This is a genomic window from Providencia burhodogranariea DSM 19968 (assembly GCF_000314855.2).
GTDB classification, from domain to species: domain Bacteria; phylum Pseudomonadota; class Gammaproteobacteria; order Enterobacterales; family Enterobacteriaceae; genus Providencia; species Providencia burhodogranariea.
Genome location: NZ_KB233222.1, coordinates 567,212 through 594,098 on the forward strand (window position 1 = coordinate 567,212; position 26,887 = coordinate 594,098).

General features: G+C 33.0%; 30 protein-coding genes. 28 read left to right on the forward strand and 2 right to left on the reverse strand.

The window, feature by feature from the left end; genetic code table 11:
• Positions 1-468 precede the first annotated feature (468 nt).
• The 24 genes from OOA_RS02320 to OOA_RS02435 all read left to right on the forward strand — a co-directional run bounded on the left by OOA_RS02320 (position 469) and on the right by OOA_RS02435 (position 21,773).
• A complete protein-coding gene (locus tag OOA_RS02320) occupies positions 469-2,142 on the forward strand; it encodes a hypothetical protein (RefSeq protein ID WP_008910515.1) in 1,674 nt (557 codons plus the stop codon).
• Positions 2,143-2,758: 616 nt separating this feature from the next.
• The gene (locus OOA_RS02325; protein WP_008910516.1) at positions 2,759-3,292 is read left to right on the forward strand and encodes a winged helix-turn-helix domain-containing protein; all 534 of its coding nucleotides are present in this window, start codon (positions 2,759-2,761) and stop codon (positions 3,290-3,292) included.
• Positions 3,293-3,639: 347 nt separating this feature from the next.
• On the forward strand, positions 3,640-3,897 hold the full coding sequence (locus OOA_RS02330; RefSeq protein WP_008910517.1) for a hypothetical protein: 258 nt from the start codon (positions 3,640-3,642) through the stop codon (positions 3,895-3,897).
• Positions 3,897-4,448: a hypothetical protein gene (locus tag OOA_RS02335; RefSeq protein ID WP_008910518.1), complete on the forward strand. Its 552-nt coding sequence runs from the start codon at positions 3,897-3,899 to the stop codon at positions 4,446-4,448. The genes OOA_RS02330 and OOA_RS02335 overlap by 1 nt, the downstream gene beginning before the upstream one ends.
• Positions 4,441-4,908, forward strand: coding sequence for a hypothetical protein (locus OOA_RS02340; protein ID WP_148284486.1), 468 nt, complete (start codon positions 4,441-4,443; stop codon positions 4,906-4,908). Before OOA_RS02335 ends, OOA_RS02340 begins: the two co-directional genes overlap by 8 nt.
• Before the next feature lie 22 nt (positions 4,909-4,930).
• The gene (locus OOA_RS02345) at positions 4,931-5,428 is read left to right on the forward strand and encodes a transcriptional regulator (protein WP_008910520.1); all 498 of its coding nucleotides are present in this window, start codon (positions 4,931-4,933) and stop codon (positions 5,426-5,428) included.
• Positions 5,429-5,444: 16 nt separating this feature from the next.
• The gene (locus OOA_RS02350; RefSeq protein WP_008910521.1) at positions 5,445-6,641 is read left to right on the forward strand and encodes a hypothetical protein; all 1,197 of its coding nucleotides are present in this window, start codon (positions 5,445-5,447) and stop codon (positions 6,639-6,641) included.
• 322 nt (positions 6,642-6,963) lie between these two features.
• Entirely contained in the window at positions 6,964-8,067 is a 1,104-nt protein-coding gene (locus tag OOA_RS02355; protein WP_008910522.1) for a hypothetical protein, read from the forward strand.
• Between the two features lie 333 nt (positions 8,068-8,400).
• Positions 8,401-9,444, forward strand: a complete 1,044-nt coding sequence (locus tag OOA_RS02360) for a type III secretion system translocon subunit SctE (RefSeq protein ID WP_008910523.1) — start codon at positions 8,401-8,403, stop codon at positions 9,442-9,444.
• 9 nt (positions 9,445-9,453) lie between these two features.
• Positions 9,454-10,194, forward strand: a complete 741-nt coding sequence (locus OOA_RS02365) for a hypothetical protein (protein WP_008910524.1) — start codon at positions 9,454-9,456, stop codon at positions 10,192-10,194.
• Between the two features lie 44 nt (positions 10,195-10,238).
• Positions 10,239-10,829: a hypothetical protein gene (locus OOA_RS02370; protein WP_008910525.1), complete on the forward strand. Its 591-nt coding sequence runs from the start codon at positions 10,239-10,241 to the stop codon at positions 10,827-10,829.
• A complete protein-coding gene (locus OOA_RS02375) occupies positions 10,798-11,226 on the forward strand; it encodes a hypothetical protein (RefSeq protein WP_008910526.1) in 429 nt (142 codons plus the stop codon). Before OOA_RS02370 ends, OOA_RS02375 begins: the two co-directional genes overlap by 32 nt.
• On the forward strand, positions 11,226-11,795 hold the full coding sequence (locus OOA_RS02380; protein ID WP_008910527.1) for a hypothetical protein: 570 nt from the start codon (positions 11,226-11,228) through the stop codon (positions 11,793-11,795). Before OOA_RS02375 ends, OOA_RS02380 begins: the two co-directional genes overlap by 1 nt.
• 6 nt (positions 11,796-11,801) lie before the next feature.
• Entirely contained in the window at positions 11,802-12,086 is a 285-nt protein-coding gene (locus OOA_RS02385; protein ID WP_008910528.1) for a hypothetical protein, read from the forward strand.
• A gap of 1 nt (position 12,087) precedes the next feature.
• Positions 12,088-12,309, forward strand: a complete 222-nt coding sequence (locus tag OOA_RS02390) for a hypothetical protein (protein ID WP_008910529.1) — start codon at positions 12,088-12,090, stop codon at positions 12,307-12,309.
• A complete protein-coding gene (locus OOA_RS02395; RefSeq protein WP_008910530.1) occupies positions 12,269-14,824 on the forward strand; it encodes a hypothetical protein in 2,556 nt (851 codons plus the stop codon). The genes OOA_RS02390 and OOA_RS02395 overlap by 41 nt, the downstream gene beginning before the upstream one ends.
• Positions 14,825-15,180: 356 nt before the next feature.
• The gene (locus OOA_RS02400; protein ID WP_008910531.1) at positions 15,181-15,783 is read left to right on the forward strand and encodes a hypothetical protein; all 603 of its coding nucleotides are present in this window, start codon (positions 15,181-15,183) and stop codon (positions 15,781-15,783) included.
• Entirely contained in the window at positions 15,776-17,668 is a 1,893-nt protein-coding gene (locus OOA_RS02405; RefSeq protein ID WP_008910532.1) for an FHIPEP family type III secretion protein, read from the forward strand. Before OOA_RS02400 ends, OOA_RS02405 begins: the two co-directional genes overlap by 8 nt.
• A gap of 2 nt (positions 17,669-17,670) precedes the next feature.
• Positions 17,671-18,711 (forward strand): EscU/YscU/HrcU family type III secretion system export apparatus switch protein, encoded by a 1,041-nt coding sequence (locus tag OOA_RS02410; protein WP_008910533.1) that lies wholly within the window; start codon positions 17,671-17,673, stop codon positions 18,709-18,711.
• On the forward strand, positions 18,698-19,516 hold the full coding sequence (locus OOA_RS02415) for an OmpA family protein (protein ID WP_008910534.1): 819 nt from the start codon (positions 18,698-18,700) through the stop codon (positions 19,514-19,516). Before OOA_RS02410 ends, OOA_RS02415 begins: the two co-directional genes overlap by 14 nt.
• Complete coding sequence (locus OOA_RS02420) at positions 19,513-19,893, forward strand: hypothetical protein (protein ID WP_008910535.1); 381 nt, start codon at positions 19,513-19,515, stop codon at positions 19,891-19,893. Before OOA_RS02415 ends, OOA_RS02420 begins: the two co-directional genes overlap by 4 nt.
• Before the next feature lies 1 nt (position 19,894).
• Positions 19,895-20,893 (forward strand): hypothetical protein, encoded by a 999-nt coding sequence (locus OOA_RS02425; RefSeq protein ID WP_008910536.1) that lies wholly within the window; start codon positions 19,895-19,897, stop codon positions 20,891-20,893.
• Positions 20,894-20,903: 10 nt separating this feature from the next.
• Entirely contained in the window at positions 20,904-21,551 is a 648-nt protein-coding gene (locus OOA_RS02430; RefSeq protein ID WP_008910537.1) for a hypothetical protein, read from the forward strand.
• A 9-nt stretch (positions 21,552-21,560) separates the two neighbouring features.
• Positions 21,561-21,773 (forward strand): FliM/FliN family flagellar motor C-terminal domain-containing protein, encoded by a 213-nt coding sequence (locus OOA_RS02435; RefSeq protein ID WP_008910538.1) that lies wholly within the window; start codon positions 21,561-21,563, stop codon positions 21,771-21,773.
• 189 nt (positions 21,774-21,962) lie between these two features.
• On the opposite strand, the gene OOA_RS02440 is transcribed toward OOA_RS02435, so the two are convergent.
• On the reverse strand, positions 21,963-22,436 hold the full coding sequence (locus OOA_RS02440; RefSeq protein ID WP_008910539.1) for a FidL-like protein: 474 nt from the start codon (positions 22,434-22,436) through the stop codon (positions 21,963-21,965).
• A 2-nt stretch (positions 22,437-22,438) separates the two neighbouring features.
• Positions 22,439-23,188 (reverse strand): winged helix-turn-helix domain-containing protein, encoded by a 750-nt coding sequence (locus OOA_RS19735; protein ID WP_158467568.1) that lies wholly within the window; start codon positions 23,186-23,188, stop codon positions 22,439-22,441.
• Between the two features lie 370 nt (positions 23,189-23,558).
• Between OOA_RS19735 and OOA_RS02450 the strand changes: the two genes are divergently transcribed.
• From OOA_RS02450 to OOA_RS02465, 4 genes are all read left to right on the forward strand, one after another.
• A complete protein-coding gene (locus tag OOA_RS02450; protein ID WP_008910541.1) occupies positions 23,559-23,930 on the forward strand; it encodes a hypothetical protein in 372 nt (123 codons plus the stop codon).
• 171 nt (positions 23,931-24,101) lie between these two features.
• Positions 24,102-25,295, forward strand: a complete 1,194-nt coding sequence (locus tag OOA_RS02455) for a hypothetical protein (protein WP_008910542.1) — start codon at positions 24,102-24,104, stop codon at positions 25,293-25,295.
• A 508-nt stretch (positions 25,296-25,803) separates the two neighbouring features.
• Positions 25,804-26,115 (forward strand): helix-turn-helix domain-containing protein, encoded by a 312-nt coding sequence (locus OOA_RS02460; RefSeq protein ID WP_008910543.1) that lies wholly within the window; start codon positions 25,804-25,806, stop codon positions 26,113-26,115.
• Between the two features lie 480 nt (positions 26,116-26,595).
• A complete protein-coding gene (locus OOA_RS02465; RefSeq protein ID WP_008910544.1) occupies positions 26,596-26,883 on the forward strand; it encodes a hypothetical protein in 288 nt (95 codons plus the stop codon).
• Positions 26,884-26,887: the final 4 nt, after the last annotated feature.

The window sequence follows — 26,887 nt, forward strand, 5'->3', positions numbered from 1 at the left end:
AGCCCATTAACAGAGAGAGGGATGAATTCATTATTGAGTTTAAATCAGGATATATACAGATATTCCGAAATTTAAGTCATCTATACCTATAATGCTGCTCATGTTGATGTTATTTACATAGTAAAATATTCAAGAAAAAATGGAGTCATTATTTAAATGTTATTCTTGTTATGTTTTTCCATATATATTCATTTAATATCAATTGGTTGTGTTCTGACGCTGTTCATGATTCTTGAATAATATTGAACGTCTATTTATGAAGGGTTGAGCTAAAATTTACCTTGTCATCATAAAATTTCACTGAATGAGTCTCGTTATTTGTGTAATTTAATTGGTGAATTTATTTTGTAGAACCTAAATTTTAACCAGATACAACAGTATTATATGGAGTGGTAATGAATACGGATATCACGTTAAGTAGTTTAAAGATAGTTGTTGGATATTGATAAGGATATAAAAGGAGATTCTATGCCATCGATTACAAAACAATTCGAATGCAAAGTTCAATATGACCCAGTAGATAAGGATATAAATATAACGGTAAAAAAATCTGAGTCATTAAAAAATAGTATTAGGTCTGTCGTATCTAGCCCTAAGAAAGTGCTAACAAAATTGTTTGCTCATAGCTCCGTGAGTACGAGTAAAGATATCGAGCTTCAAAAAGTAAATGATGATGGTAAAGCGTTGTATCAGTTAGTTGATAAACATTCAGCCTATATGAGTGCATTAAACAACAATCCGTTATCTCTTCCTCAATCGAATAGTGCATTAGCAAGAATAAATTCTTTTAGCCTAGTTAAAAAAGCGGTCTTGGGTTTATCTGCATTCGCAATTCCCTATGCTATTTACAAAATATCTTATAACAAAGGATACACTGATGGCACGAGTACGGATGTAATATTTGCACTTCAACATCCCAAAATGGATCTATCTTCAATAGATTTGGAAAATCAAGCTAATGATTTTGCTTATACGAGCCAACTGCCTAGGACTAGCGAGCAAAAAGAGACATCTACAGAAGAAAGCAGAACTATTAGCTTAAACCAATTGCTGACTCAAGATGAAATTGTTGCCATCATGGGGGGGGATAGTGAGAATGATAGTATTCAAATAAAAACATTAGCACACGTTTCTGAAGAAATTACTGCGGCGAAATATAAAGTGAACTTGCTTTGTCAATCAAACATCATGGTGAATAATCAACCTTCACAATATGGTCTAAATAAGGATAAATGGCAATTTATCAGTCAAACATTAGAGATAGCAGTAAATGAAGTCGATCATCAGAGAGAGGAAATTGTCATACGAGCAGCCGATGATATGGCTAATTACTTATTCGAGTGTGCAGAAAGAGCACAAAAAAAATTATCCCCAGTTCAATGGGATAATGAAATCCCTTTACCACCAAATCAAAGAGGTATGACATTTATATTACGAGATTTAAGTAAATGTGACCTGATATGGCTGAAGGATAATATTAATCTGGAGAATTTAAATTCACAGCTTGCTGCAATTATTGAAAGGGCTCCTAAAGAAGGTTTATTATCGCTGACAACCAATGAAATGACATATTTTGCAGATATTTTTAAAATAATCGCAAGAAACCATAAAAATAATAATTATTCAGATACTGATGTAAGCAAAGAGCTTATACAGGCTGATAAAAGTTTGACTGCTTTACACCAAGCCAGTGATTATTTAAATGAGAGTTATAAATCGATTCAAGACGGGATGAAAACATCGACAATTTTCAGTTTAAATGACTGGAGAGATGTCATGAAAGCATTAGTAGATATACAAGAACGAGAAGCCAGAATACTTGAACGAAAAGCTGATAATATTGCTAATTATCTATCGATATATTTAAAGAATGAAGTAAATATCGCCTTAAGTCAATCAGGCGAAGTTAATTTTGATATAAATAGTAAATATTCAAAAAGTTTAGGTGTTTTAGCAAAATTAGATAGTAGTAATGGTGACATTCAGCGATTAGTTAAAGCTGGAATGAAAAATAGTGATAGCTCTAATATTGTTATGAAATTTAATGCTAATGAGTTGATTGAGTTGAGTATAGCGTTAAAAAATAAAAAATCATCATGTATTAAAAATGAATATGTTAATGGCTGTTCACAAAATAGTTGATATTACTCTAACTTGTACTCTTTGATATGAAAAATCCAGAAGGTGAAAATAGTTGCTGAGTAATGGTGGGTATTGTAAGAAAACACATGTCATACCCTAATTTTGACAAAAATAACGCTGCTGGTTTTCCACCTTAAAACACGTAATTGGGGTCGATTTTGTCTTTTTGGGTTGATTTTAAGCAGTTTTCAATCAAAAAAAGAATGTTTTTATATTTTATTTTATAGTGTTTGGTTCTTAACTATGTCAAATTTTGGTTTTTGGCTGGAGTTTAAACCTATATTTTTCTAATTATTGACGTGGAAAGCTATATAAATGCTCATTGTTAATATATGTTTCTTTTCCATGTGTCATTACGTATATTTCTCACCAAGCGAATGATTGTGATTAGGTATGAAACGAAGCAAAACGTAACGTTTGAAATCACAGAAATTGAGGTGTTATTTTCCATTTCAGGAAAATGACTTACTTAGGAATAAAGTGAAAATAAGTTTTATGGAATATCTCTACCTTTAATAATAAGGCTTAACATAGTGAAATTTCACTATTAAGGTTAGAGTGTTCATTAATACATATTATTTCATATTTCAAAAATAAATTGATTACAGGTTAAAGCATGAAAGACTACACATTAGGCAAAGGCATACAATTTAATTTGATCAAATGTACTATTAGCTCAGAACAACAGGAAGTCATGTTAGGGAGTAGAGAAACTAAATTATTGGAATTGTTCTGTGAAAATCCTAATCAAGTACTAAATAAGACATTAATGACGGATACTGTCTGGGGTGCTGTAGTGGTCAGTGAAACATCACTAACTAAAGCTATTTCAAATTTAAGAAAAGCATTAAGTCGTTTTAGTAATTTAGTTTGTGAAATTAAAACAATTCCTAAAGAAGGATATATTTTTATATTTGAAAATAAATGTGAAAATTGGAATGTTGAAGAAAATATCTTACCAGAAAAGGATGGTTCTCAAACAGCCTATTTAAATAAAAATCAAGAAAGTCATACCGATAATTCAGTGTTATATAAAAAACCTAAAAATAGAGTGAAGGTTAGCTTTTCTCTGATTTCATTAACAATTTTCTCCTCTTTAATTTCATCTGCGGTTACAGCCACAGTACTTGGTTTGATTAACTTCAGTTAAAACACATTTAGTCATGTTTAATCAATATGAAAATAATACTATAAATTATGAATTCTGAATCTTTCACTATGCATATATTCATAAATTGCTATTATTCTGGCCAAGTAAGTTTTTGTTATATGACTTCTTTTTTAAGGAGTATAAGGAAAAATAATTGAGCTATCTATACACAATAGAAGCAAGAAATATCTGCTTAACTATAAATAAAGTAATGCTATCAACAGCATTAAATACAACACGCATGCTACCACTCTAAGTATGAGAATAGTCGCTAAGTGTAATATGCATATATCGACAGTTTATAGTCTGACGTATGTAGTGTACAAATGTAAGAAATGGACTAAATAATGAATAATCTAGCCTTAGAAAATGTAAGTGGTATTGAATCATCGATTGCAAAAGAAACTTATCAAAATGTTGGTGAAGGCTTTAAAGAGATCCTTAACGTGTTAGATGAAGTGAATGCATCTGGTGGGAGTGTGACTGTGAGTGATACCTTTGCTTTACAACAAGCCGTTTTCCAATACTCTATGTATCAGGAAATGATTACTAAAATTGCATCAAAATCTGCTAATGCGATAAACGAAGTGATGAAGGCGCAATAATGAAGTTACTGCGTACTGCATTTTGTAGTTTGTTTCTATTTTTAATAATAGGGTGTCAAGACGGACAAGGAACCTCGATAGCTGAATTTGAATCTGCTGATATTGCTAATAAGGTCTTAGTTTTATTAAATAAAGCACAGATTCATGCAGAATTGATTCAAAACAAAGGGCAATATTCCGTTTATGTTGATGATGCTCAAGTGATGAAGGCAAGAACACTGTTATCGAAATTTAATTTCTATTTTGAAATGGAAGATTTAAATGACCTTTTAGAATCAAAGTTTTCTAGTTTGAGTAAATTGGAAAATATTAAAAGTAATTTATTGGAAGGCCGCGAAATTTATAACAAATTAAATGTTATTCCTGACGTACTACGTTCGAATGTCATGGTGACAGGTGAAGGTATTAAAAGGGTTTCTGTATTGCTAATTAGTCTCAATGAACTTAATACGATTAATAAAAGCAGAATAGAAAAATTTTTAAAAGGGATCATTGCTGAAAATGATACGTTAACGATTGAGTACTTAGTACAACCGGTTGATGATGAGTAAATCTAAACGACATTACGATAAGATCCTTCATTATTATTTGACCCATCGCTATCTTAATGAAGAGTCATATCACGTGGTTACTAGCTTACAACCGAATGAAATAGCGTTATGCCTTACTGGATCAAAAAAACAAATGGTGAGTATAACTGAAACACTCTCCGTTGTGGTGAGGTGTCAACAAGCAAAATTGATGCATCAAGGGCAGCAATGGCTACATTATCGAAATAGTTTATCTGCATATGATTACCTATTTTCTGATGCAGCACATTTTGTAACTATTCCAGATGGTTATACCGACCAACAACAAGCGATTAATTTATTATCCGTTGTGGATCGTCGTAGGGCGATTATTTGGTTATTACGATTTAATATTGAAATTCCAGATAATCCTATTATTATACAACGCCCTGAATGTATAAAATTTATCATCAATAATATAACAGTAAAATCAGGAAAATAAATTAACGGTCAGAATAAAAATTATGAATATAAAAAAAGAAATTAACGATGAGAGCGAGTTATCTGATTTTGATCTTTTTTTAGATGCACTTAGTGGGACTAAATTAAAAAAAGAGATGAGAAAGTTAGGTAAATCAAAAAAAATAACGCTTACCGAATTGCAGTCTATATATAACCTTGCAGTTAAATTATATTCGGCAATGCAATTAAAAGAAGCTGAAATGGTATTTCTCGCTTATTCTGTTCTCAGCCCTTATGACCATCGAGGTCCAGGTGGATTAGCTTCAATTTATTTGGAGAAAAAAGATTATAAAAAAGCATTAGATATTTTAAATACGGTAAAAACTTATCCAACTTGTCATATGGATGAAGTGTTTTTAGATATTTCACTGTGTCATTATAAGTTAAATGAATATGTAGATGCTAGCTTAGTTTTTATTATAGTAAAACAAGAAAACCTAAATCAATTTTATTCCTCTAGATATCAGTTTTTAGAGCAGCAGTTAAAACCATTTTTTTAAATTTAGTGAGGTTGAAATGATAAATAATTTACAGTTTTATTCCTACCATTATGATTTGGATAAAGTCTCTGGTGATATGCAAGCGCAGAAAGGAGGAAAACTACCAATCATGATGCCAGCTAAATGTACTCAAGATGTAAAAGATATTGATAAGACATTAATAAATAGTATGGACACGTTGAGTGTACAAATATTAAGTATGGTTGCCGCTCAGCAAAAGCAGGTGGTACTGACAATACTGGGTGCTAATCCTGAATTGATAATTGCAGGTATGTTAGCTGCCAGTATTGAAATTTATGCACTGCAACTAGAAAAAATATATGGTTGGACTCAAGGAGGAGTGGAAATGTTCCGTTCAAGCTTGATGGTGATGCTAGAGGGAATTAAAAAAGATGGCGTAAACTCAGCAGAGCTTGAAGATTTATTTCAATTAGCACTTCTTGAAGTGATGGTCAATGCTGAGGAATATGGTTTAGAAGACTGGTATGAAAAAAACAAAGTGCATATCAGCCATGTATTAGAAAGTACGGGAAGTGGCAGCCACTCTCTTCATGAAAGCGATTATAATACACCTGAAAAAATGGCTCAATGGGTCACTATGCTTTATGACTCAATGAAAAAGGAAGGCAATATTCCACCTGATTCTCTTTTGGGGCAGATTCTAGCTGAAATTGATAAAAAAGGTGGCTCGAAAGCGTTATCAGATCAGATTATTAACCACTGGGATGATAGTAATGGTTGGTGGGTAAGTACGCCTGATAATAAAGGAAGCATTGAGCGAGTTTCAAATAATATCAGTCCAATGCTTAGATTATTCTTATTAAGCTCTTTACTCGAAGAACAGCCTATGAGTAAAGAACAAGTTGAATTAATTTTGACGGGTTCATTGGATGAAATAGATGAATTCGTCGAACAAGAATTTGGTGTCACTAATTCAAAATATGGAAGTGCATCATTAACATGGCTTGAAGAGAATACAACCTGGCGAATTACTAATAAAGATGGCCTTAATCAAATTGATTGGGAAGGTGTAGGGATTGATATTAATGATTTACACGAATTATATCAAGAATTTCCTGGGCGTGAATTATCTGAAGATGAGCTAGAAGAAATTAACCGTATTGGTGATCAAGTTAAAATGCTTCAACAAACATTAAAATATTGGACTCAATTATGTTTCGATGAGCAACTTGCCATGGCACGTAATATATAGCTAAAAACCAATCTAAAGATTAATTATAGTTTAATGTTAATTAGGTAGGTTAATGTTTTGTTATTTGAGTCAATGACTAAATAAATATTAAAAATAACATGTGTTAAGTTGTATAAATTAAATTTTTTTCAGCATATGCAATGAATGAAATATTAAATTATGAATGGTACATGAAAATTATATTATAACAATCAACATATAATTATCTGAGTTAATAATGAATAATATAGCTAGTGCTCATATAGTGTCATTGCAAAATATAAATTCTGTGCATGATGAAAAAAACAATTATATTCAGTAAGTTGAGAGTAACCTTGTTTTTTTGAAAAGTTGTGAAAACCAACTGGGTAATATTGATAACTTAATTGAAAGTACAGATAATGTAAATATTGAGATATTGACAATGATCGCTAACCAACAAAAACAAGTTGTTTTAGCAATGCTAGGCCAAAATCCAGAACTGGTAATTGCAGGCATGTTAGCCGCCAGTATTGAGATATATGCTCAACAAATTGAAAAAATCTATGGCTGGACTCAAGGTGGCGTTGAAATGTTTCGTTTTTGTTTAATGTTAATGTTTGAAGAGCTTAAAAAAGATGGTATTAGCGCAATTGAACTTGAAGATTTATTTCAGTTAGCACTTCTTGAAATCATGGTCAATGCAGATGAGTATGGCCTAGGAGGATGGTATGATAAAAATAAAGGTCATATTAGTCATATATTAGAAAGCACAGGGAGTGGTAGCCACTCATTACATGAAAAAGGTTACAGTAGTGCCGCCGAAATGGCGAAGTGGGTTAGCCAACTTTATGACAGTTTGAAAAAAGAAGGGAATATTCCTCCTGAGTCTTTTCTGGGTCAAATTATAGCAGAACTCGATAAAATGGGTGGGTCAAAAGCGCTGTCTGATCAAATTATCAACGGTTGGAATGATGATTATGGCTGGTGGATACAGCCAGCCGATAATGCAGGGGATCCAATGATAAATCGGGCTACTAATCTTAGTCCAATGCTCAGGCTATTTATTTTAAGTTCTCTACTCAATGAAAAATCAATGACTAAGGAGCAGGTTGAAATAATTTTAACTGGTTCATTAGACGAAATGGATAAATTTATTGGTGCCGAATTTGAAGTGGTTAAGGTTGAATATGAAAGTGCAACATTATCGTGGCTTGTAGTTAATACGAATTGGAAAATGGATGCTAGTAAAGCACATGGAGGTTATCATTTAGATTGGCGTGGCAATGGAATTAGCCTTACTGATTTAGATAATTTATATAAGGAATTTCCTGGGCGTGAATTATCTGAAGATGAGCTAGAAGAAATTAACCGTATTGGTGACCAAGTTAAAATGCTTCAACAAACATTAAAATATTGGACTCAATTATGTGCCGATGAGCAACTTGCTATGGCTCGAAATATTTAATATTAAAAAATTCTGATAGTTATACCCTAAATAGTCAAGGTTAAATTTGGCATTGCAAAATATCATCTCAATATGGACAGAGAATAATGGAGTAGGGAAACTATGTATGCTAATAATTCATTAACTTGAAGGTTTAAGGTTATTATTCAGTATATAGGAGTTTGCGTTTTACTAAACTCAATTGTTATATCTATAACCTGAAAAATTTCTCATTAAATGTATATGATAAGCGCAATTATTTCGATAAATATAAATTTATTATCGATTTAGATTGTAAGTTTTACTTACACACGTTTTCAACAGAAATATGATGGTTTAAATTGGAATATATAAATGTCAAGTATTAGTGCTTTCACAAGCGTAGATAATTCATTCATTACACAGGGCCAAGATGATACTCCGATACATCTTATAAATGAAATCGAGAAGGCCAAAGAGACTCCATCACCAATACAACCTTTACCGGGTAGTGTGATCTCTGAAAGTGAATTATGGCGTATGGTTTCACAAGCCTTTAAAACTATAGCTGATGCTGTTTCTGGTACAGCGAAAGAGAGTTCAGCGGCGAAAAAAGAGTTAATTAACACGCTGAAAGATTCACAAATCGCGCAATTAAATGAACGCATGGATCAGCTGCAACAACAAGCTGATGCAGAAAAGAATAAAGGGTTTTGGGGCAAAATTGGTATGGCACTTGGTTTTCTCGCTGCCATTGTCGTTGCTCCTTTTAATCCTGTCATGGCTGCGGTGATGGTAGGAACCATGATTGCGGCAATTATTGTGCCAAAAATGATGGACAAAGTTCTACAAGCTTTTGGTGTTGATGAAAAAATTCGTAAATGGGTCAGCCTAGCCCTTGAAGTTGTGATCGGAGTTGTGGGCGCCGTCTTAACCTTTAACCCGGGTAAGATCATGACTTCTGTAGGGAAAGTGGCTGCGAGTACAGCAGCAAAAGTTGCTAACACGGCAAATAAAGCGGTAGATGCATTGAAATCAATTAGAGCATTTTCTGCCATTTCACAAAAGGCACAAAATATTGTCAATAAAACACTGAAATTAATGGAGCCGTTAACGACGAAAATTCAAGAATTAGTCAAAGGTGGGCAATTGGCAAGTGCAAGAATGGGACAAGTCACTTCTGTCGCGTCAGATGTGACAAGTGTTGTCAGTACTGGATATAGCATCAAATCATCAGCGATAACAAGAGATCTTGAAGTATCACAAGCCGCTCAGGAAGAGCTTGTCACTCGCTTTGAACAACTGAAAATGCTGTTAGATACAGCAATGAAGGCGTTATCCACAGCATTTGAATCATTATTCGACACTAAAAACTCTGAGCGTCAATTTTTAAACACTCTGTATAACATACATATGTAAGGAACTAGCATGGAAATGAATATAGCTAATATTAATAATAGATTTGTGGCATTTTCACCAGATAATATTAAAACACCACAAGCAGAAAAGCACAGCTTAGTTAATGACAGTGTTAACATCGCGAAATCTGAATTAAATACAATTAACGATACTGGCTCAGTAAGTATGAGTCATCTACTTGCATTACTCGCAATGATTATTGAGTCATCGAAGCTACTACGTTCAGAAGTTCTTATGAACAGAATTAACGAAGCTGGGGCAACGGTAGAATTAGCTCATGTACTTGCTGCGGATAAAAAAAGTTCTGCTACTACGAAATTTAGTATCAATTTAGCTGCTGGGGTAGTTTCTATGGGTATCACCAGTGCCGCAGCCTTTAAAACGGGTCAGTTTAAAAAAGTAGATGATAAACATTTAGTTAATTTAGGTTATGGTGAGAATGCTAAGGTCTCTAATTTATCCGTTGATAGACTTAATGAGATTACTGCATCATTACAGCAACAACGTACTGCTAAATACAACACCATTACTCAGCTTTCAGGGGTATCTAAAGAGTTAATTGGAAATGTAAACGAAATACATAATGCCGGTGAAGTTAAACGTCATGATGATACTCAAGCCACGAAAGATCTTAAGAAAACATATGATGACCAGCTGAGTAGCTTTATTGATTCTTTAGGTAATGAATTAAATCAATTACACAAAGCGATGGAGTCAGTACAAGGCGCTATGCTAGTCAATAATCGTTAATTAAGGAGCGTGCGAGTGGTTAAATACACTCGCACAGGCTGATTATGGCGATAGCACCCATTAATTTTGCACAAACACGCTATGTGCAGAGAGTGTCGGCAACTGAGTCTTCTAAAAAAACAGGTCAATTTGATCAGGGCAAGCCACGAAGGGTTCGTGATGTCACTAAAGTTGAAAAACAATTAAAAAAACTGCCTCGGCTATTTCGTATCCGTTCAGTTCAAATGACAAGTCGTAATCAACGACATTTAGCTCGACATATTCAAGGGCACATGCTAAGAGCATTGAGTGATTGGCATGGATTTATTGAGAGTTTACCTGAAATTGACCAATTAGATGATGCTTATTTATTTGTTCTTCATTCGGTCTATCAATCTCAACATCTCTATCCTAAGGATGTTTATAAGCAACTGAGTGGTTATTTTGAAAAGCTTGAGTTACATTTTAAAAATACACCAGAATTAGAAGTTAATGCATCTGTAGTACAACAACTCATTACAAAAGATAATGTGATTTCAAATTTGATGGCCATACTCAACTTATGCCGCCGCTATGATCAACGTAAGGTAAAACTAAAAAGAACAACCAAAAAAGCGCGAGAACATGATGATGCAAACGGAAGAGAACAGCCCTAATAATAATCTTAAACGAATCAATATCGACCCTTATGAAATGTTGATACGAAAATTAGAAAGAATGAGTTGGAATGGTTTATCTGATCCTGAATTTCATTTAGACAAATCAGCAGTCATTATGTGGTTTTCACAATTTCGTGAATACTCTGATGAGGTGGTGAAATCAGCAATGATTGAGGGTATTTTAAATAATCAATTTCATAATATCTCCTATATTTTAAATTTGGTTCAATCGAATGACTTTCGTGCAATGCCTTCAATGGATGTGTACAAATTACTTTATAAATTTGTTAGTAGCGTCCCTAAGGCTATTGAGGAATGGATAGATGATAGCGATTTAGCAATGAGTCAAAATGTATTGGCATTATTATCACAAAGTCATAAGGTGAATTTTTAATGAAAAAAGATGAAATATTAATTCCTGCGTTTGAATTAGATATAAATACGCTAGAACATGTGCAACAATTAGCTGGAAGAAAATTTTTCAATCAAGAATTATTGATCAATTTTAATGGGCTAGGTTATCAGGTTGCTCGTGAACAAGAGATTGTTGAACTTAGCATTGATCATATAGGTATAAAGGGTAGTTTTTATATTTTATATCCTGACCTACAGAGAATGCTTGGAGTTAACATAAAATTATTAAGTAAAGAGTATGTTGAATATATTTTCACACGAAATATGGGAGCTTATGGTATTCAATTCTATCGATTTGTTAACGAAGATAAAATTCAACAGCTACCGCTATTAATGTCAGGAATCACTAAATTTCAAGAGGTACAGTGTTCAATATATTTTCAGGCGAATAAATTAATGATAGATTCGAATTTTTTATCAAGTAGACAATGTCATTGGCCTAGAACATTATCATTATCATTAGATTTTAAATTATCAGAGCTCACTGTATCCGTTAATAAAATCAGTGAATTAAGTGATGAAGATCTTGTTTTATTGAGTAATAGATAAATAAAAATGGGGTCTGTTGAATTTTTCTTGGCTTATATTGAAAAAAATGAGAAGCATATTTTTCAATTTTGCTTAGATGATCTGTTATATCCGATTATTCCTTTTTATCAATTGATATACGTATTGAATATTGAGGATGTTATTAAAGCCTTAATCCGTATTGATAAGCAATTTGATAGTAGATTGATTCGTGTTGATGGATATTTAACCATAGCAATGGCCGAGCAAAACTATCAAGAAGCCGAGTTTAAACGTAGTGTTATTCATATTTTAAAAATGATGAGATTTTAATATGCCATTATCACCTATTTCTTTATCTCCAGTGGGAAGTACTGACTTACCTGCAGTTTCTTCAGTCGTTACAGAAATGACAGATGTTCATTCTGCAACTTCTATTGTTGATAAGAACTCTATTAATAAATATAGTCCACGGTCTTCATTCGCTAATGAAAAGCCTTCAAATGTGGAAAAGAGTGAGAGTTTATTTTCTATTACTGAGCAAAAAAAAACTTAAAAAAACAGAACTAGAGAGTAATAAAAATTCTAACAAGATTAGCAATACAAAGAAAGCTCAAGGACAAGTTATTCTCTCAGGCCTTAGCCTTGCTATTGGAGCTATACTTGCACCATTAACAGGAGGTTTGAGTCTTATTCCTACTGCATTCGTGGTTTTTTATGGCAATACAGCCGCACTTGCTATGTATGGTGGATCACAATATTTTATTGATGATAAACAAAAGCAAGAAAAAAATAATGATCATGACCAACCCAAGCCTGATCCAGACAAGCCATATTCTTCCCCAATCCATTCTAATAATGATGAAATACCGCTTAAACCTAATTTGACACCCGCTAATTCTTTAGCGTCCGTCATTGCAGATGATGAACTAGACAGCGCTGGCGTTAGATCTGACAAGATAAATCAACGTATTGTAGATGATATGCAAAAAATAGGTGAAGCCACTACACCTGAACATATTATTCAAAGAGATAATAATGCCATTATCGAACATCAAGCTAAAAGTGAAATTGAGAATAACAATTTCGAATGGGTGATGCTTGTTAATGATGATGATAATCTTGGTCATCAAGCTGCATTAATGGAGGCTTTTGAGCTAGCACCAAAGCTGCCGATTGTAGATTGCATCAATTATAGCTCAAATCGTGATCCAATATCCTTCACATCTTCAGTTGAAGAAACGCCAGAACTTCGTGATTTAAATATTGAGTTAGATCCAAGCTGTATCGCAACTAATATTATTCACCTTGATGATAATATTAAGATTTTTGCTATCAGAAACATTGCTGACATCCAAAGCGGCGAGCCTCAGTTAGTGCTGTCAGAACAACCTGAACAACTTGAACAATTAAATACACCGATAATATATCAATCTAATGTCAAAAAAGCACAACTCATTGTTACCTCTCAAAGAGGCGCAGGGTCAGAAAATAATCCTTCTGAAGGTGTCAGAGGCATTATCGGTAAGACAAATAATAGAGTTGAGCCAACATTATCAGCGTTGCCTGAACAGTCGGTAGGGCCTATAGCGCCAAAACCTGACACATCAACGACAACGCCAGATTCGACAGACGCCAAAAATAATGATGCAAATGAGAGCGCTGCGCTAATAACCCCAGAGGTTACTAAGCCCATATCGCAACATACGGTTAAAATGCCGGCTCCGATTATTACTTCGCAAGGAAGCTCTGGGCTGGGAGATAATCGTTCTGCGGGTGTCAGAAACAATACGGGAAAGACAAATAATAGAGTTGAGCCAACATTATCAGCGTTGCCTGAACAGTCGGTAGGGCCTATAGCGCCAAAACCTGACACATCAACGACAACGCCAGATTCGACAGGCGCCAAAAATAATGATGCAAATGAGAGCGCTGCGCTAATAACCCCAGAGGTTACTAAGCCCATATCGCAAAATACGGTTAAAATGCCGGCTCCGATTGTTACTTCGCAAGGAAGCTCTGAGCTGGGAGATAATCGTTCTGCGGGTGTCAGAAACAATACGGGAAAGACAAATAATAGAGTTGAGCCAACATTATCAGCGTTGCCTGAACAGTCGGTAGGGCCTATAGCGCCAAAACCTGACACATCAACGACAACGCCAGATTCGACAGGCGCCAAAAATAATGATGCAAATGAGAGCGCTGAGCTAATAACCCCAGAGGTTACTAAGCCCATATCGCAACATACGGTTAAAATGCCGGCTCCGATTGTTACTTCGCAAGGAAGCTCTGGGCTGGGAGATAATCGTTCTGCGGGTGTCAGAAACAATACGGGTAAGACAAATAATGATGCAAGTGATCTCGGTGAACCAATACTTGTCAAACCAATATTCACACCTAAACGAGAGATCAAAACAGCGCAACATGTTGTCACTTCGCAAGGAAGTCCTGAGCTGGGGGATAATCGTTCTGCGGGTGTCAGAAATAATCCGGGTAAGATACATAATAACGTTGAACCCACATCATTAACGTTCTCTAAACACCCAATCGAAACTAGAAGGCCAATATCAAATACATCAATCACAACACCTAACTCGATAGATACCAAAAATAATGATGCAAATAATCTCATTAAGTCAATAGTACCAAAGGCTACTAAGCCAGTACCACATTATATGGTCACAATGCCGAAGCTGATTGTAACTTCCCAAGGAAGTGCGGGACTGGGGAGTAATCGTTCTGTCGGTATCAGAAACAATATGGGTAAGACAAATAATGATGCAAGTGATACGGAGAAGTTAATATTTGTTGAGCCAATACTTACGTCTAAACAGAAGATCAAAACGGCACAACTTCTTACTACGGGATTAGAAGACCATAATTCAGCTGGGATAGCACATGATCTCAAAGCGATTCATGATGAAAATGTCAGCAAAATTGCTGATATATATTGGAAAAATACAGGTATCGATAAAGAAGGTACGTTAAATATCTTCAACAATAATTTGGTAACGAGATCTGTAAATGTAGACAAACTCGATTATGAAATAGAGAAAAATAAGGCTTCATAATATTTCAAGATGAATCTATTGCACGAACAAACTGCTAAATATTAGTATATGCCTTAGAAAATTTAGTTCCTATGTCTCTTGAAATATGGCGATACCTAGACAATTAGGAATGCTTAAAGGAAAATCGCAACGATAGATAGAGAAGCATTAATAGTGATGCTTCTCAGTTTATTCAGCTGCGTACTATGCTCTTAAACGCTATATTTATTACAGCATGGTGAATATGAGTCATAGAGGAATAGAACATAGGCCTCGAGTGTGGATTACTATTATTATCTATTGAGATAAGACAAACCAAATATTTAATTCTGGGTTTTTATTTTCATTAGTATAGTTAAGAATAAATAGGTCATATTTTGTTTATTGAAATAGATTCATCATATAAATTAACTCCCCAGTTAGTATTTAAAGGGGATGAAACAGGTATTGTTAAGAAATCACAAATAAAACGGTATAGTGATGCAAATGCTCTATTAATTGCAATAGAAAATCGTGTTCAAGAATATCAGAAGATGATTGAGGATAATACAAAAAAACTAATAGAAGCAAAGCAAAACGAACTTAATGAGCATATAAAACAATTAAAAATATCAGCGGAACAGCAGATAACAGCTTCTAAAAAAAAATGGTTTGAGAATGCTGATAAACAGTTAAAAATTCTACTGGCAAGTCAGGAAAAAAAACTGAATGATGCGGTCACTGATGTAAAAAGACAAACAGAACAAGCTGTGCGTAATAGATTGATAAAAATGAATCAAAGTGACAGCTTGATAAAATATCTAATTGACGCATTACATAACGAAATTAATGATCTAGAAAAATCATTAGAAGTTGTGCAGTCACATAGTGAGCAAGGTACGTTACTTACCATTGAAAATGATGAATGTATCATCAGCATTAATACACAAGAATTAATGATTGAATTGAAAAATTGTATCGAGAATATAACTCATGTTTAAACAGCTACGTATGTTATCTGGCTGGTTAAAAATAAGCAGCGTATTGATCGTATTAATTTTCCCTGCTGTCATATTAGCAACGTTACCAGGGATTGTTATTGATGTTTTTGTACTTTTTAGTTTTATTATGTCTGCAATGATATTAGTTATTATGCTAGAAAATGATAATCCATTAAAAGTGACATTTTTACCAACCGTTGTTTTGCTATTAACTACATTCAGATTACTGTTATCAATTGCCACTACACGAAACATCTTAACCAACGAGGAAGTGGGAAGTGTCATTGAGGTTGTCGGTAATTTTGTAATGAGCGCCGGTTTGCTTTCTGGCTTAATTGTTTTCATCATTATCACAATCGTACAATTTTTGGTTGTAACCAAAGGGGGGGAACGTGTTGCTGAAGTTGGTGCTCGTTTCTCATTGGATGCATTACCTGGGCGTCAAATGACGATTGATGGTGATCTGAAGAATAATATGATCACCCCAGAACAAGCGCAAATAGCACGTGCTGAGTTAAGTACTGAGAATAGACTATTTGGATCACTTGAAGGAGCGATGAAGTTCATTAAAGGGGATGCTATTGCGGGTATTCTAATTAGCTTAGTTAACCTCTTTGGTGGGATCTATGTTGGGATTAATCAATTTGAACTGACTCTATTTGAAAGTGTTGAACGTTTTTCAATATTAACAATTGGTGATGGCCTAGTTTCTCAGATACCAAGTTTATTATTGTCAGTAGCTTGCGGTGTTTACCTTACACGTATTAAGGGTGTCGGCGAAAAATCTAGCTCGTTTTCAGGGCAGCTAATGAGCCAAATAGGTGCATTCTGGCGAAGTTTAGCATTTATCGGTTTATTTATGTTAATCGTTGGTTTTCTTAATACAGATTTAACGTATATCTGTGTTCCTATTGCGTTAGCCTGTTTTATAATTGCATTTATTTTATGGAGAGGGCAAAAGGAGATTACTATAATCAACATGGAAGGAGAAGGGTCAGGGCTATTTGAATCATTAACTTTTAATCTAAAAGATAGTAAACATCAGCATTTAATTTATAAATCGGTTGCTGATGTTGAAAAACAGCTATGGGCACAAAATTTAGGTCAGCCTTGTGTCATTATTTCATCAGAATTAGATAATGATATTGAGGTAAGCATACAAGGAATTAAGCTATATAGCTTTAAGCAAGATTCTGAGTTAAGTATTAAAGAAATTCAACACGATGAAATATTTATGCAGGTAGCTGAGATTGAAGTTAATTTAAGTACAGTTATAAATTACTTTATTCGTAAGAGATTGGTGGAAAAATATAATATCCAATTTACCAGTAATATTATTGAAGATCTTTCAATGAAAAGTGATGTAATGAAAAAGGAAATTGATTCAGCGATTGGTATTAATCGCGTACATGATATTATGAAGCAGGTAATTTCTAGCCCAGAGTTCTACTTAGATTCGGTTAGTTTCTTTGAATCCCTTATTTATTGGTCTAGAGTAGATAGCGATAGTAAAAATTGGTTTATGCGTATACGAACTCAAGCGAGATATGAAATAACATCACGGATTATTAATCCTGAAGGTAACATTACAGCAGTACTACTACCTACGGAACTAAGTGAATTGATAGAGCAATATGTCAGTGGTGAAGAGGATAATATCGATACATTGATGTTGGTGAAGCAAGAAATACGCAAGAACCTTTGCCAAGTTACAGAAAAAAATGGTGTGAAACCGATATTGATGGTCAGTGATGTTGAATTTAATATTGTAAAATCCTTTATGCAACAGATTAGTTCATCATTAATTATTTGTAGTTATAATGATATTAGTAATAATGAATTGATTCAAAATTCAGAGATGTTACAGGTTAATCTGGAACATTAATAATGGAATCGACTGAACCTAAGAAATATCCACCCACATCGAAAAAATTAAGAGAGTTAAGAAAGAAAGGGCAGTTTCCTAAAACCGAACTTGCAGAACCTAGTTTTTCGGTACTACTCTTTTGTATAGTAATTATTTTTTTTATTGTAATTTTATTTAGTGATTTTAACTATTGGATAGAGTTTGTTATATATGCAGACTTGGCTGTCGTTTTTATGGCTATTATGAATATATTGCAAATTTCAATAGCATTATTTTCGATAAAAAAATTAATATTTTTTATTATAAATTGGGTGGTTATCAATCGAGGAACATTAAATAATCAAGTCTTTTCACTTAAACTCGATAAGCTTAATCCAGTTCAAGGATTTAAAAATAACTTAGGCATTGATGCTATTGCCAATTCTTTTAGAAAAGTATTAGAACTATTGTTTTTACTATTTCTATTGAAATATGTATTTGACACCTATGGGTTAGAGGTCAACAAGCTACACAAGGTGAGCAATCCAGCTTATTTTATTTATGACCTTCTCTATTATATAGGATTTGTTTCATTATTAATGTTTGTCTTTGGTGCAAGTGTTGGTGCAGTCGATTATTTATGTGAGCATTATCGATTTACAAAGAAAAATCGTATGACAATGACAGAAATGAAAAATGAAATGAAAGATACTGAAGGTTCACCACAAATAAAGGGTGAAAGAAAAATGAGAATGCGTGAATTGATGAACGAACCTATGACTAAAGGGCGGCGGCCAACCTTTGCGATTGCTAATCCTACGCATATTTTAGTACCAATATGTTTTGAGTATAATATCGATGCAGCACCACTAGTTTTGGATATTTATACGGAAAGTATGGCATTAGAGCAAAGACAACATTTGGAATCACTAGATATACCTATTATTGAGGATATACCATTAGCTCGAGCTATTATGAAAAAAATGAAGGTCGGTGGCGTTTATCTGGATAAGGAGTTTTATCGGGATGTCGCATTAATTATTGTTGCATTAAAGAGGAAAGGTCAGCTTGCTAATAATTAGAAAGTTATGGGTGTTTTTAGTCGTAATTATAACAAGTTCTTGTAACAATCAAATCAGAAATGACCATTTTTTCTTAGATATGGATTGGAAGCAAGATATATATAATATTATTTATACCCATTTTGATTACATTGAAGATTTGGAGTTTTGGGTGAGAGAGCCGCCTAAATATATAAATGGTTCTCCTTATCAAAAAGCCTGTATTGAAGTGAAGTTGGGAATAAATAAACCAAGGTTTTATATAGCAAATCTTAATTTATATAGTTTAACAGAAACAAAAGATTGTTCTTTTTCGAATGGTAATGTAAATGATGTAGCACAAGTAGCCGGTGAAAATATTAAAGAAGAACAGTATTTTGATAATAATCAATGGCAAGGGAAATCTAATGTGTTTATTAGTTATTCAGGTGATAATGAGAGTGGTGAATTAGATGAAAAGTTATTTAGTCATGAGTATTATACCAATGAAAAACATATTTCTCTTATATTCTCAGCATTATTTCCTGTGAATCAATCCTTATTAACAAAGGAAGGAAAAGAAATATTATCAGAAGTGGTTAAGGAATTATCATCAATACCCGTTACAGAAATAACTATCTATGGAATAGCGGATTCATCAGGTGATTATATTAAAAATCGTCAACTTGCAGATAGGCGTGCAGCTTCTGTTCATCAATTGATGATTAATTCTGGACTTAATAATATTCCTATTAAAGTAAAAGGTAGTGTTGAAAATCATGAAAGTACAGCTTCCGAGCGTGTACAACAACGTCGATTTATTATAGAAGTGAGGCTAGCGCCATGAGTGAACGAAAATTTATTTTCTTAATGCGCGATTTTATACAATCAATGAAAATCCCTGATACAAATTTTGAAGATAATCGTGCTTTAGTTGGAAGGTATGGTGATATCGAATGTAGAATAGAAGATGGTTCACGTGTCGGTTTATCTGGAAAATTGATTGTATTAATTAAGCTTAGTCATATTGAGTTAACACCAGAAAAAGCTCTCAATCTAAATGGTGATTTTAATATATTATCTGATTGCTATATCGCTTCGATTGGGGATCTAGGATACTTTTTAGTCCGAACTTATTTAATTCCTAGCCATGCAAATCAATTACATAACTACTTGAATGAAACAGTACAAATAGCAAGAAATTTAATTAAAGAGATTTTCTAAAATGAAGCTGATTGAGTTTAGTGAAGGCCATTTAAAAGGACTTACGCTGCCTATTGAGCCACAATTAATATTGACGGGTAAAAAAGATAATTTAGATAAAGATATGCTAAGTTTATCTGAATATCTTGCTCCTGATACTCAATTGTCGCTACAAATCAAAGAGGAACAAGTCTATTTAATTGGTTGGAAAAATAAACCAGTAAAATTAATTGAAAATACAGTTTATGCTATATTAGGTATTCACTTTTTTATCTTTACAGAGGGAAAGCGAAAGCCAAAATTAACTAAAAGTTACTTTAAACGATACTGGTGGTTAGCGTTAGGGTTTATATTATTGAATGTTGTAATAACGACTATGATTTTAATCATGATGCAATATCAACAAAACCATAAAATTAGTCAATATTTTAATATTATTGATAATGGGTACATTAAACAAGGAAAGCTCTATGTGTTTAGTGAAAGGGTAAAAGAGATATTGCCACAAGATTGGAGGATAAATACTCAGGTCATAGATAATAATGGTTATTCAACACTAGCTAATTTAAATGTTGATGTAACATCAATGAACAATCAGCAGATTCCTTTCAAGTTAATTGATAAAAATGACCATACACAAATTACTATTGATTATCCTGAAAAAGCATTAAATATTATGAAAGTTTTTGGTGGGAGTGGTTTAACATTTAAAATTAAAGATAATATTTGGTTAGTAGATGATATTTCAAAAGCTAGCAGGTTATTAAAGTCTATTGGTTACGATAATGAAGTGTCTCGATTAAAAATGCTTAATAATAATTCTGATGTTATTGGAGCTGGACAATTTCCTTATTCAATTTTTGTTTCAAGTCAAGGTCGGAGTTATATTTATGACCAACAATTTCGTTATTGGGAAGGTGGCTCTGTCCCAGGGATTGGCTATATAGAATCAATATCAAAAGATAAAATTATTTTTAAGCAAGATGATAAAAACAAAGTTTATTTTATTCCAAAACAATAAGAGGGTTATGATGTCTGAATCAATATTTAACTATGGATCGACTGCGGGTTATGCAGATATTAATAATGGTTTATCTGTTAATGAAAGTAATAATAACAATATCGATATTTATTTTGCTAATAAACCGGATTCAGTATTAACGAAAGAGGAAGTTAAGCAAGAGAGTCGTGTAGCCACGACTAAGCATCGCGATCCTTTAAGTTTGATAGATACTATGATATCTGGCTATATTAATAGCCAAACTCTAAAAGCAGAAGCTTTAGCTACTGAAATATCAGAAAAATCTAAGGCTGTTGCGGATATCAACCACTTATGGGGTACCTTGATGACTGATAATTTAGGTAATGTTGACCCAACAAAAATTGATCAAAAAACTGATATTTATGTTAATAGTCCTAAAATTTTTTCAGAAATTGATAGTATTATCAAAAATATTCTTGGTGAGCCTAAAGGAATAGATATCATCACTGATAAGCATCAACATAATTATGACGAATTGCAATCTGCAAATGCTACAATGACCGCTTTTTCTGATACTATTCAAGTTGATTTAGATTCTAGTCAACAAGAGTTTAAAAATTTAATGACATCAATCACTTCAGCACAGGAAGAGATCCGAGATATTCGTCGTATTGTTATTTCTTTTGCTGAGCGTTAAGGTGCTTGTATGCGTATAAATATTGATGTGGTTGTGGCTAATTGTTCAATGACACTTGATGAGCTTAACCAATTACAAAATGGCCAAATAAAATTATTGAGTCATTTTATTCAATCTGAAGTGATCTTAAAAAGCGGTAGTGAAGTTCTTGCGACTGGTATGTTAGTGAAGGTTGATGAACAGTACTGTGTAGCTATTGATAAAGTCAATCAGTTGAATTAATAATATTCCATGTTATTCCTATATCAAGAGTAATGTAAATTACATTTAGAAAATACGAGTAGCTATTTAATTTCTTAAACCCGATGAGTATAGCTAGATAAGCGATTCGGGTTACTTATTGATATATATCTGTAGTCTTGAGAAAATTAAATATCAGGATAATACAGTTGTTTGACGAGTGACTTTACATTAATATTTTACACAAAGAAATTGTGGTTCCATTGTATCATGAAATAATAGCGCATTATTGTATACCTGACTTGCCATACGTAAATTAGTATGGTTTATTGAAAACAGTGAAAAAACATCATCATCGGTTGTATCTGTAGGGAGTTTCTCCTTATCAGTCACCTGTATTGAAAATATATTTTGGTCTTTATTAATACGTGTAAAATATATCGCTCTATTTATAATAGATTGAGTTTGATCTTCATGTTTTATATTCCCCTTTATTCGGATAACTCCTTTTCTGTCTCCAAGACCGATGATGGAAATTGATGTATTCATTGTAAAATCATAATCATTATTTTTTAACAGTATGCTTAGCTCGCCACTACAGCGAAAAGGGGCATTTTTATGCTGATAATCATTAATCAAAAATGCAATCAATAAAATGATTGATATAACATAAATTGAAATGAGAGTTGTATTTCTTTTACTCATACTTAAACCTCACTCACAAAAGAATGGCAATTTTTATACATGTGCTGCTTATCTTTTTGCTCGTCTTTAATACAAATACCAATGAAGTTTGTGATAAGTAGTGCAGGGTTAGGGGCAGGGAGAGAGCTATAAAAAATATCATATTGGTTGTTTGTATTGCAGCTTATATTGTGGGTTGCTAATCTTTTTTTTATAACTTGTACAATTTCATTGTTGCTCATCGAGTTAAATTCATCTAGTGTATAAATATCACAATTATCTTGGGTGTAAATAAATTTACTGCTCTCTATTTTAGGGGCGTAGTTAGGTATTGAAATGTAATAAGTTAATAAAATAATTATAGGTAATGTAATGATAAATATGATTTGATAGGTTTTAATTCTCTTTATTTCAAATTTGTTATTTCTAGTTTTATCTTCATTATTCAATAGGTCCTTCTGATGTGTAATTAGGGAAGGAGCCTCTAGTAATGATGATGATTTTTCTTGCTGGCTATTTTTAGGAAGCGACGTTTCAATATTAGCAGTAAATTGAAAACCAATTTTAGGTATAGTGACAATACCGGAAAACTCAGGAACGAGATATGCTAACGATTTCCGTAGCTCGCTGATATAATTATTTAAGTTACTCCCAGACGCTGTAAATCCATAGTCTTCCCATACAGTACTCAACAAATACTCTCTTTTTAAGGGAGTATTGCTATTGACAACCAAAGTTAACAACAAACGCGAAGCTGGGGCAGATAAAACCAAAGAGTTCTCTATATTATCTAAGAGAGATATCGTTCGGCTTTCATTACAGAACGTAATTTGATGATTAATGATATATTTCATAGCATTCAGGTTGATCATTTGCATGAGATTGAATGAATCATACTCTTTATTTGGATGCTATGCACGTATAATAGGGTATATTACGTAGTATGTAGTGAGTCATTTGTCGCTAAATATTTTAAATTTTTTCTTATATTCTCATATCTAAAGCTTTATGGTATGTATTGTAAGTAGAGTCTTGTCACTTAGCGGTTAGGTTCACAGTGTTGTCTTTGCAAATTGATATATTGTAGCAATTAACCTATCTTCAATTTGGTTTTTTGGATATCTACGGAACTAAGGGCGAATTATGAAGCTAATAACCGTTTTTACCTTGATAGCATCATTACTACTATCAGGTTGTATGAGCAAAAAAGCATCTTTTGACCAAGGTACATTTGAATTTGTGAATACCCAAGCTAAAGATTGTGTGGAAAAATTGTCTGAATTAGCAGCAGAGAATAATGAACCTTATACTTTTAGCTTCGCTTACTATGTTAGCTCAACATCTGTACCGATGATTAACTCGCAATACACTCAAAGTAAAAAAATTGGAATTCCGTACTTTATCTCGCCTTCTCGCGATAACAATCATCCTGGTAGCGCATGGCGAGTCTGCATGTCTAGACATAGAGCTTTGGATCCTAATATCCTATTACCAGAATATCAAGAGAGTGAATAATTTTTCATTAATTGGTCGCGCATTCGGGGGAGACATGAATATTTTCTTTGTTCAAATAATAAATCAATTTAATTCATTAGCATTTATTTTTTTTCATGACAAGATATTTTATAAATATGTATCTAAATAATGTGTAAAATTCAATAATCCCTAGTTTAAATGGAATCAAATATGTTCAGCAATATATCAATAGGTATTTATTTATACGAAAGAATGCCAATATTGAATGAAAAATACCAATCTAGCCGCGAGATAAAGCAAGCTAACACTCAGTCTTTGAAAAATTGTGAAAGTCACTTTCAACAAAGTGATAGTTTAATCAGTACATTAGATCTAAATAGCGAACCAACTTTAGATGTATTTACAATGATTGCTAATCATCAACAGCAAGTTGTATTAGCTATGCTGGGACACAACCCAGAGCAAGCAATAGCGCTACAACTGCAAGCTAGTATTGATATATATGCAAGTCAGCTAAATTATATCTATGGATGGACTCAAGGCGGCAAAGAAATGTTTGGGTCATCATTAGAAATGATGTTCAGTGCTCTTGAGGAAAAAGGATTACAAGGCGTAGATTATGAGGACATGTTTCACTTAGTAATGTTAGATGCGTTATTACATGCTGAGGAATATGGTATAGATGACACGACACTTACTAAGATGTCTCATCTTTTAGAAAAATCAGGGAGCGGTGGACATAACACATGGGACTATACCCCAGAACAACTTGGTCAAATGGCTGAAGAGATATGGGCAGCTCTCTATAATAGTTCCATGCCTGTGACTAGTTTAGCTTATAAAGCAATGAGTAGTATTGCGGGGGGGCCTCCTTCATCTACTATGCCAGATGTATTTAAAAAGCAATTTACTTCAGAAGTTTATAATGACCCAAGTCAAGGTGGATGGCTAGTAGAAAATGGAAATAATAGCATAAACCCCATGGTGAAAATGGTGATAATGAGTAATTTATTAACAAAATATACTCTAGACCAAAATATGATGGAGCGGTTTTTAAAAACAAGTTCACTTGAGGAAATAGATCAAATAGTTTACCAAGCCACAGATGGAAAATACACAGGTGCAATAAATTTTTTATTTACCGAAGATAAGAATTGGCAAGATTTGTCTGATCCTAAAAAGCCATTACCTGATGGTGTAACTGTCGCACTTGATTATAGAGGAATGCCAAATGCTGCCTATCTAAAGACACTTTATCAAGATTTAGTCGGTAGGGAAATCAGTGAGTCAGAGCTCGAAGAGATCAACCGTATTGGTGATCAAGTGAAAATGCTTCAACAAACCCTCAAGTATTGGACACAATTGTGTTGTGATGAACAACTGGCGATGGCTCGTAATATTTAAAATTATTGAGTACTACGTCATCGTTAATGCTATATCTAAATAATCCGAGGTTGTATTCATCCTGATGGTTATAATAGTTGTCTAAATACGGGTATTATCTATAATTTAAATGGCGATCTTTTGAAAGATAATGCTATAAAACTCGGATTATGATAGTTCTTTATCAACGAGTGCGTCCTGCTTAAGTCGTCTATTAGTTAATATTAAAATATATCTTAATATTATGTGTTCTGTGGATAAATAAAGGGACTTCGTTGTTTATCAATTAAGATTAACGTGAGCCTTTTTATTTGAATTCATCCATATTTACTTTAATAATATGAAAAATAGATTGTATCAGTATGGTCGATATTATTCACATTTATTCATTGGTATTTGTTTTCTTGATTGGTAATGATATCAAATAAAGTAATTTTATAATGTTAGCCATCATTTGGCCTATGTTAGCTATCGCACTTTTAATTATGGCCTAATCAAGCTATTAAATAAATGAAATAAAGGAGAATGTATGACTACAAAAAAAACAAAACATATATATATTAATCAGTGTATTGGCCTAGTCTTGCGCGAGTTTCGCAAGTGCAAAGGTTTGAGTGGAGTTGAGTTAGCAAAAGTAGTAGGTTTGAGTCAGCAGCAAATCTCTCGCTATGAAAGTGGTAAAAACCAGGTTACTTTATATATGTTATTTGAGATATTAATGGCATTAGATGTCTCCATTGAAAAGTTTATATTAGAGCTAAAAAAAATATATATGACTGAACTTGATAATTTTGTCATTAATCCAGAAGTAATCAAAAATAAGATTGTTAGTCTATTTTAGTGAATTTTATATTATTTATACTTTAAATAGACTCAAACAAAAATTTAAGTGAGTTTGTGAGCTGATAGCTTTGTATTGTATTCAATTTAAATTATAGTTATGGCACTATGAAGATAATAGGTTTAGAAATTAAAAATCTATCGGTATATTCTATTATATTGCTCTTATGAAAATATAACTAGTTGATACTATATAAAAGTAAACTCTGATGAAAGAATTCCATAATACATTGAATTTTAATATAAAAAACAAATTTCAATAATGATAAGATATGAGTAATTCTGAATCCCTTTTTTTCACTGGTCATGAATAAAAAAATCTTGAATAATTGCTTTCACATTATGAGGAACGATACAAGCAAGTATCAGATAGATAAAACCTCTTTTATATTTTTTGAAATGTAAAAATTAATAGTTTCACTCTCTTATTAAGATGATGAAATACACACATTAAATTTAATTAAATAATTTGGAGTATAATATGGTAGATGCAGTTAATTCAGGTAGCGTTGATGCTCCTGGTACGAATCGTTTAACCACTAATGATGTTGGTAGTGCTTTCGAAGGTTTTATTGGTAAAGCAGATGAGTCGATTAATAAATTTCTTGCTGAGAAAACGGATAAAGAAACAGGTGCATTAAATCTTTCCTCTGCTGATTCATTGCAGCTTCAACGCTTAATGGCAGATCAAAGTATTGCAGCACAAACGGGTACCTCAACTTTAAAAGCAGTAAAAGATAACATTACTGCAGCGGCTCGTAATATCTAATAGT

What these genes read in the sequence shown, in the direction of transcription:
- OOA_RS02375 (WP_008910526.1), top strand. Translation starts at nt 10,798, where the DNA reads ATGATGATGCAAACGGAAGAGAACAGCCCTAATAATAATCTTAAACGA.
- OOA_RS02385 (WP_008910528.1), top strand. Translation starts at nt 11,802, where the DNA reads ATGGGGTCTGTTGAATTTTTCTTGGCTTATATTGAAAAAAATGAGAAG.
- OOA_RS02390 (WP_008910529.1), top strand. Translation starts at nt 12,088, where the DNA reads ATGCCATTATCACCTATTTCTTTATCTCCAGTGGGAAGTACTGACTTA.
- OOA_RS02440 (WP_008910539.1), bottom strand. Translation starts at nt 22,436, where the DNA reads ATGAGTAAAAGAAATACAACTCTCATTTCAATTTATGTTATATCAATC.
- OOA_RS02405 (WP_008910532.1), top strand. Translation starts at nt 15,776, where the DNA reads ATGTTTAAACAGCTACGTATGTTATCTGGCTGGTTAAAAATAAGCAGC.
- OOA_RS02455 (WP_008910542.1), top strand. Translation starts at nt 24,102, where the DNA reads ATGTTCAGCAATATATCAATAGGTATTTATTTATACGAAAGAATGCCA.
- OOA_RS02430 (WP_008910537.1), top strand. Translation starts at nt 20,904, where the DNA reads ATGTCTGAATCAATATTTAACTATGGATCGACTGCGGGTTATGCAGAT.
- OOA_RS02460 (WP_008910543.1), top strand. Translation starts at nt 25,804, where the DNA reads ATGACTACAAAAAAAACAAAACATATATATATTAATCAGTGTATTGGC.
- OOA_RS02325 (WP_008910516.1), top strand. Translation starts at nt 2,759, where the DNA reads ATGAAAGACTACACATTAGGCAAAGGCATACAATTTAATTTGATCAAA.
- OOA_RS02410 (WP_008910533.1), top strand. Translation starts at nt 17,671, where the DNA reads ATGGAATCGACTGAACCTAAGAAATATCCACCCACATCGAAAAAATTA.
- OOA_RS02435 (WP_008910538.1), top strand. Translation starts at nt 21,561, where the DNA reads ATGCGTATAAATATTGATGTGGTTGTGGCTAATTGTTCAATGACACTT.
- OOA_RS02335 (WP_008910518.1), top strand. Translation starts at nt 3,897, where the DNA reads ATGAAGTTACTGCGTACTGCATTTTGTAGTTTGTTTCTATTTTTAATA.
- OOA_RS02380 (WP_008910527.1), top strand. Translation starts at nt 11,226, where the DNA reads ATGAAAAAAGATGAAATATTAATTCCTGCGTTTGAATTAGATATAAAT.
- OOA_RS02345 (WP_008910520.1), top strand. Translation starts at nt 4,931, where the DNA reads ATGAATATAAAAAAAGAAATTAACGATGAGAGCGAGTTATCTGATTTT.
- OOA_RS02320 (WP_008910515.1), top strand. Translation starts at nt 469, where the DNA reads ATGCCATCGATTACAAAACAATTCGAATGCAAAGTTCAATATGACCCA.
- OOA_RS02370 (WP_008910525.1), top strand. Translation starts at nt 10,239, where the DNA reads ATGGCGATAGCACCCATTAATTTTGCACAAACACGCTATGTGCAGAGA.
- OOA_RS02350 (WP_008910521.1), top strand. Translation starts at nt 5,445, where the DNA reads ATGATAAATAATTTACAGTTTTATTCCTACCATTATGATTTGGATAAA.
- OOA_RS02360 (WP_008910523.1), top strand. Translation starts at nt 8,401, where the DNA reads ATGTCAAGTATTAGTGCTTTCACAAGCGTAGATAATTCATTCATTACA.
- OOA_RS02330 (WP_008910517.1), top strand. Translation starts at nt 3,640, where the DNA reads ATGAATAATCTAGCCTTAGAAAATGTAAGTGGTATTGAATCATCGATT.
- OOA_RS02465 (WP_008910544.1), top strand. Translation starts at nt 26,596, where the DNA reads ATGGTAGATGCAGTTAATTCAGGTAGCGTTGATGCTCCTGGTACGAAT.
- OOA_RS02420 (WP_008910535.1), top strand. Translation starts at nt 19,513, where the DNA reads ATGAGTGAACGAAAATTTATTTTCTTAATGCGCGATTTTATACAATCA.
- OOA_RS02340 (WP_148284486.1), top strand. Translation starts at nt 4,441, where the DNA reads ATGAGTAAATCTAAACGACATTACGATAAGATCCTTCATTATTATTTG.
- OOA_RS02425 (WP_008910536.1), top strand. Translation starts at nt 19,895, where the DNA reads ATGAAGCTGATTGAGTTTAGTGAAGGCCATTTAAAAGGACTTACGCTG.
- OOA_RS02365 (WP_008910524.1), top strand. Translation starts at nt 9,454, where the DNA reads ATGGAAATGAATATAGCTAATATTAATAATAGATTTGTGGCATTTTCA.
- OOA_RS02450 (WP_008910541.1), top strand. Translation starts at nt 23,559, where the DNA reads ATGAAGCTAATAACCGTTTTTACCTTGATAGCATCATTACTACTATCA.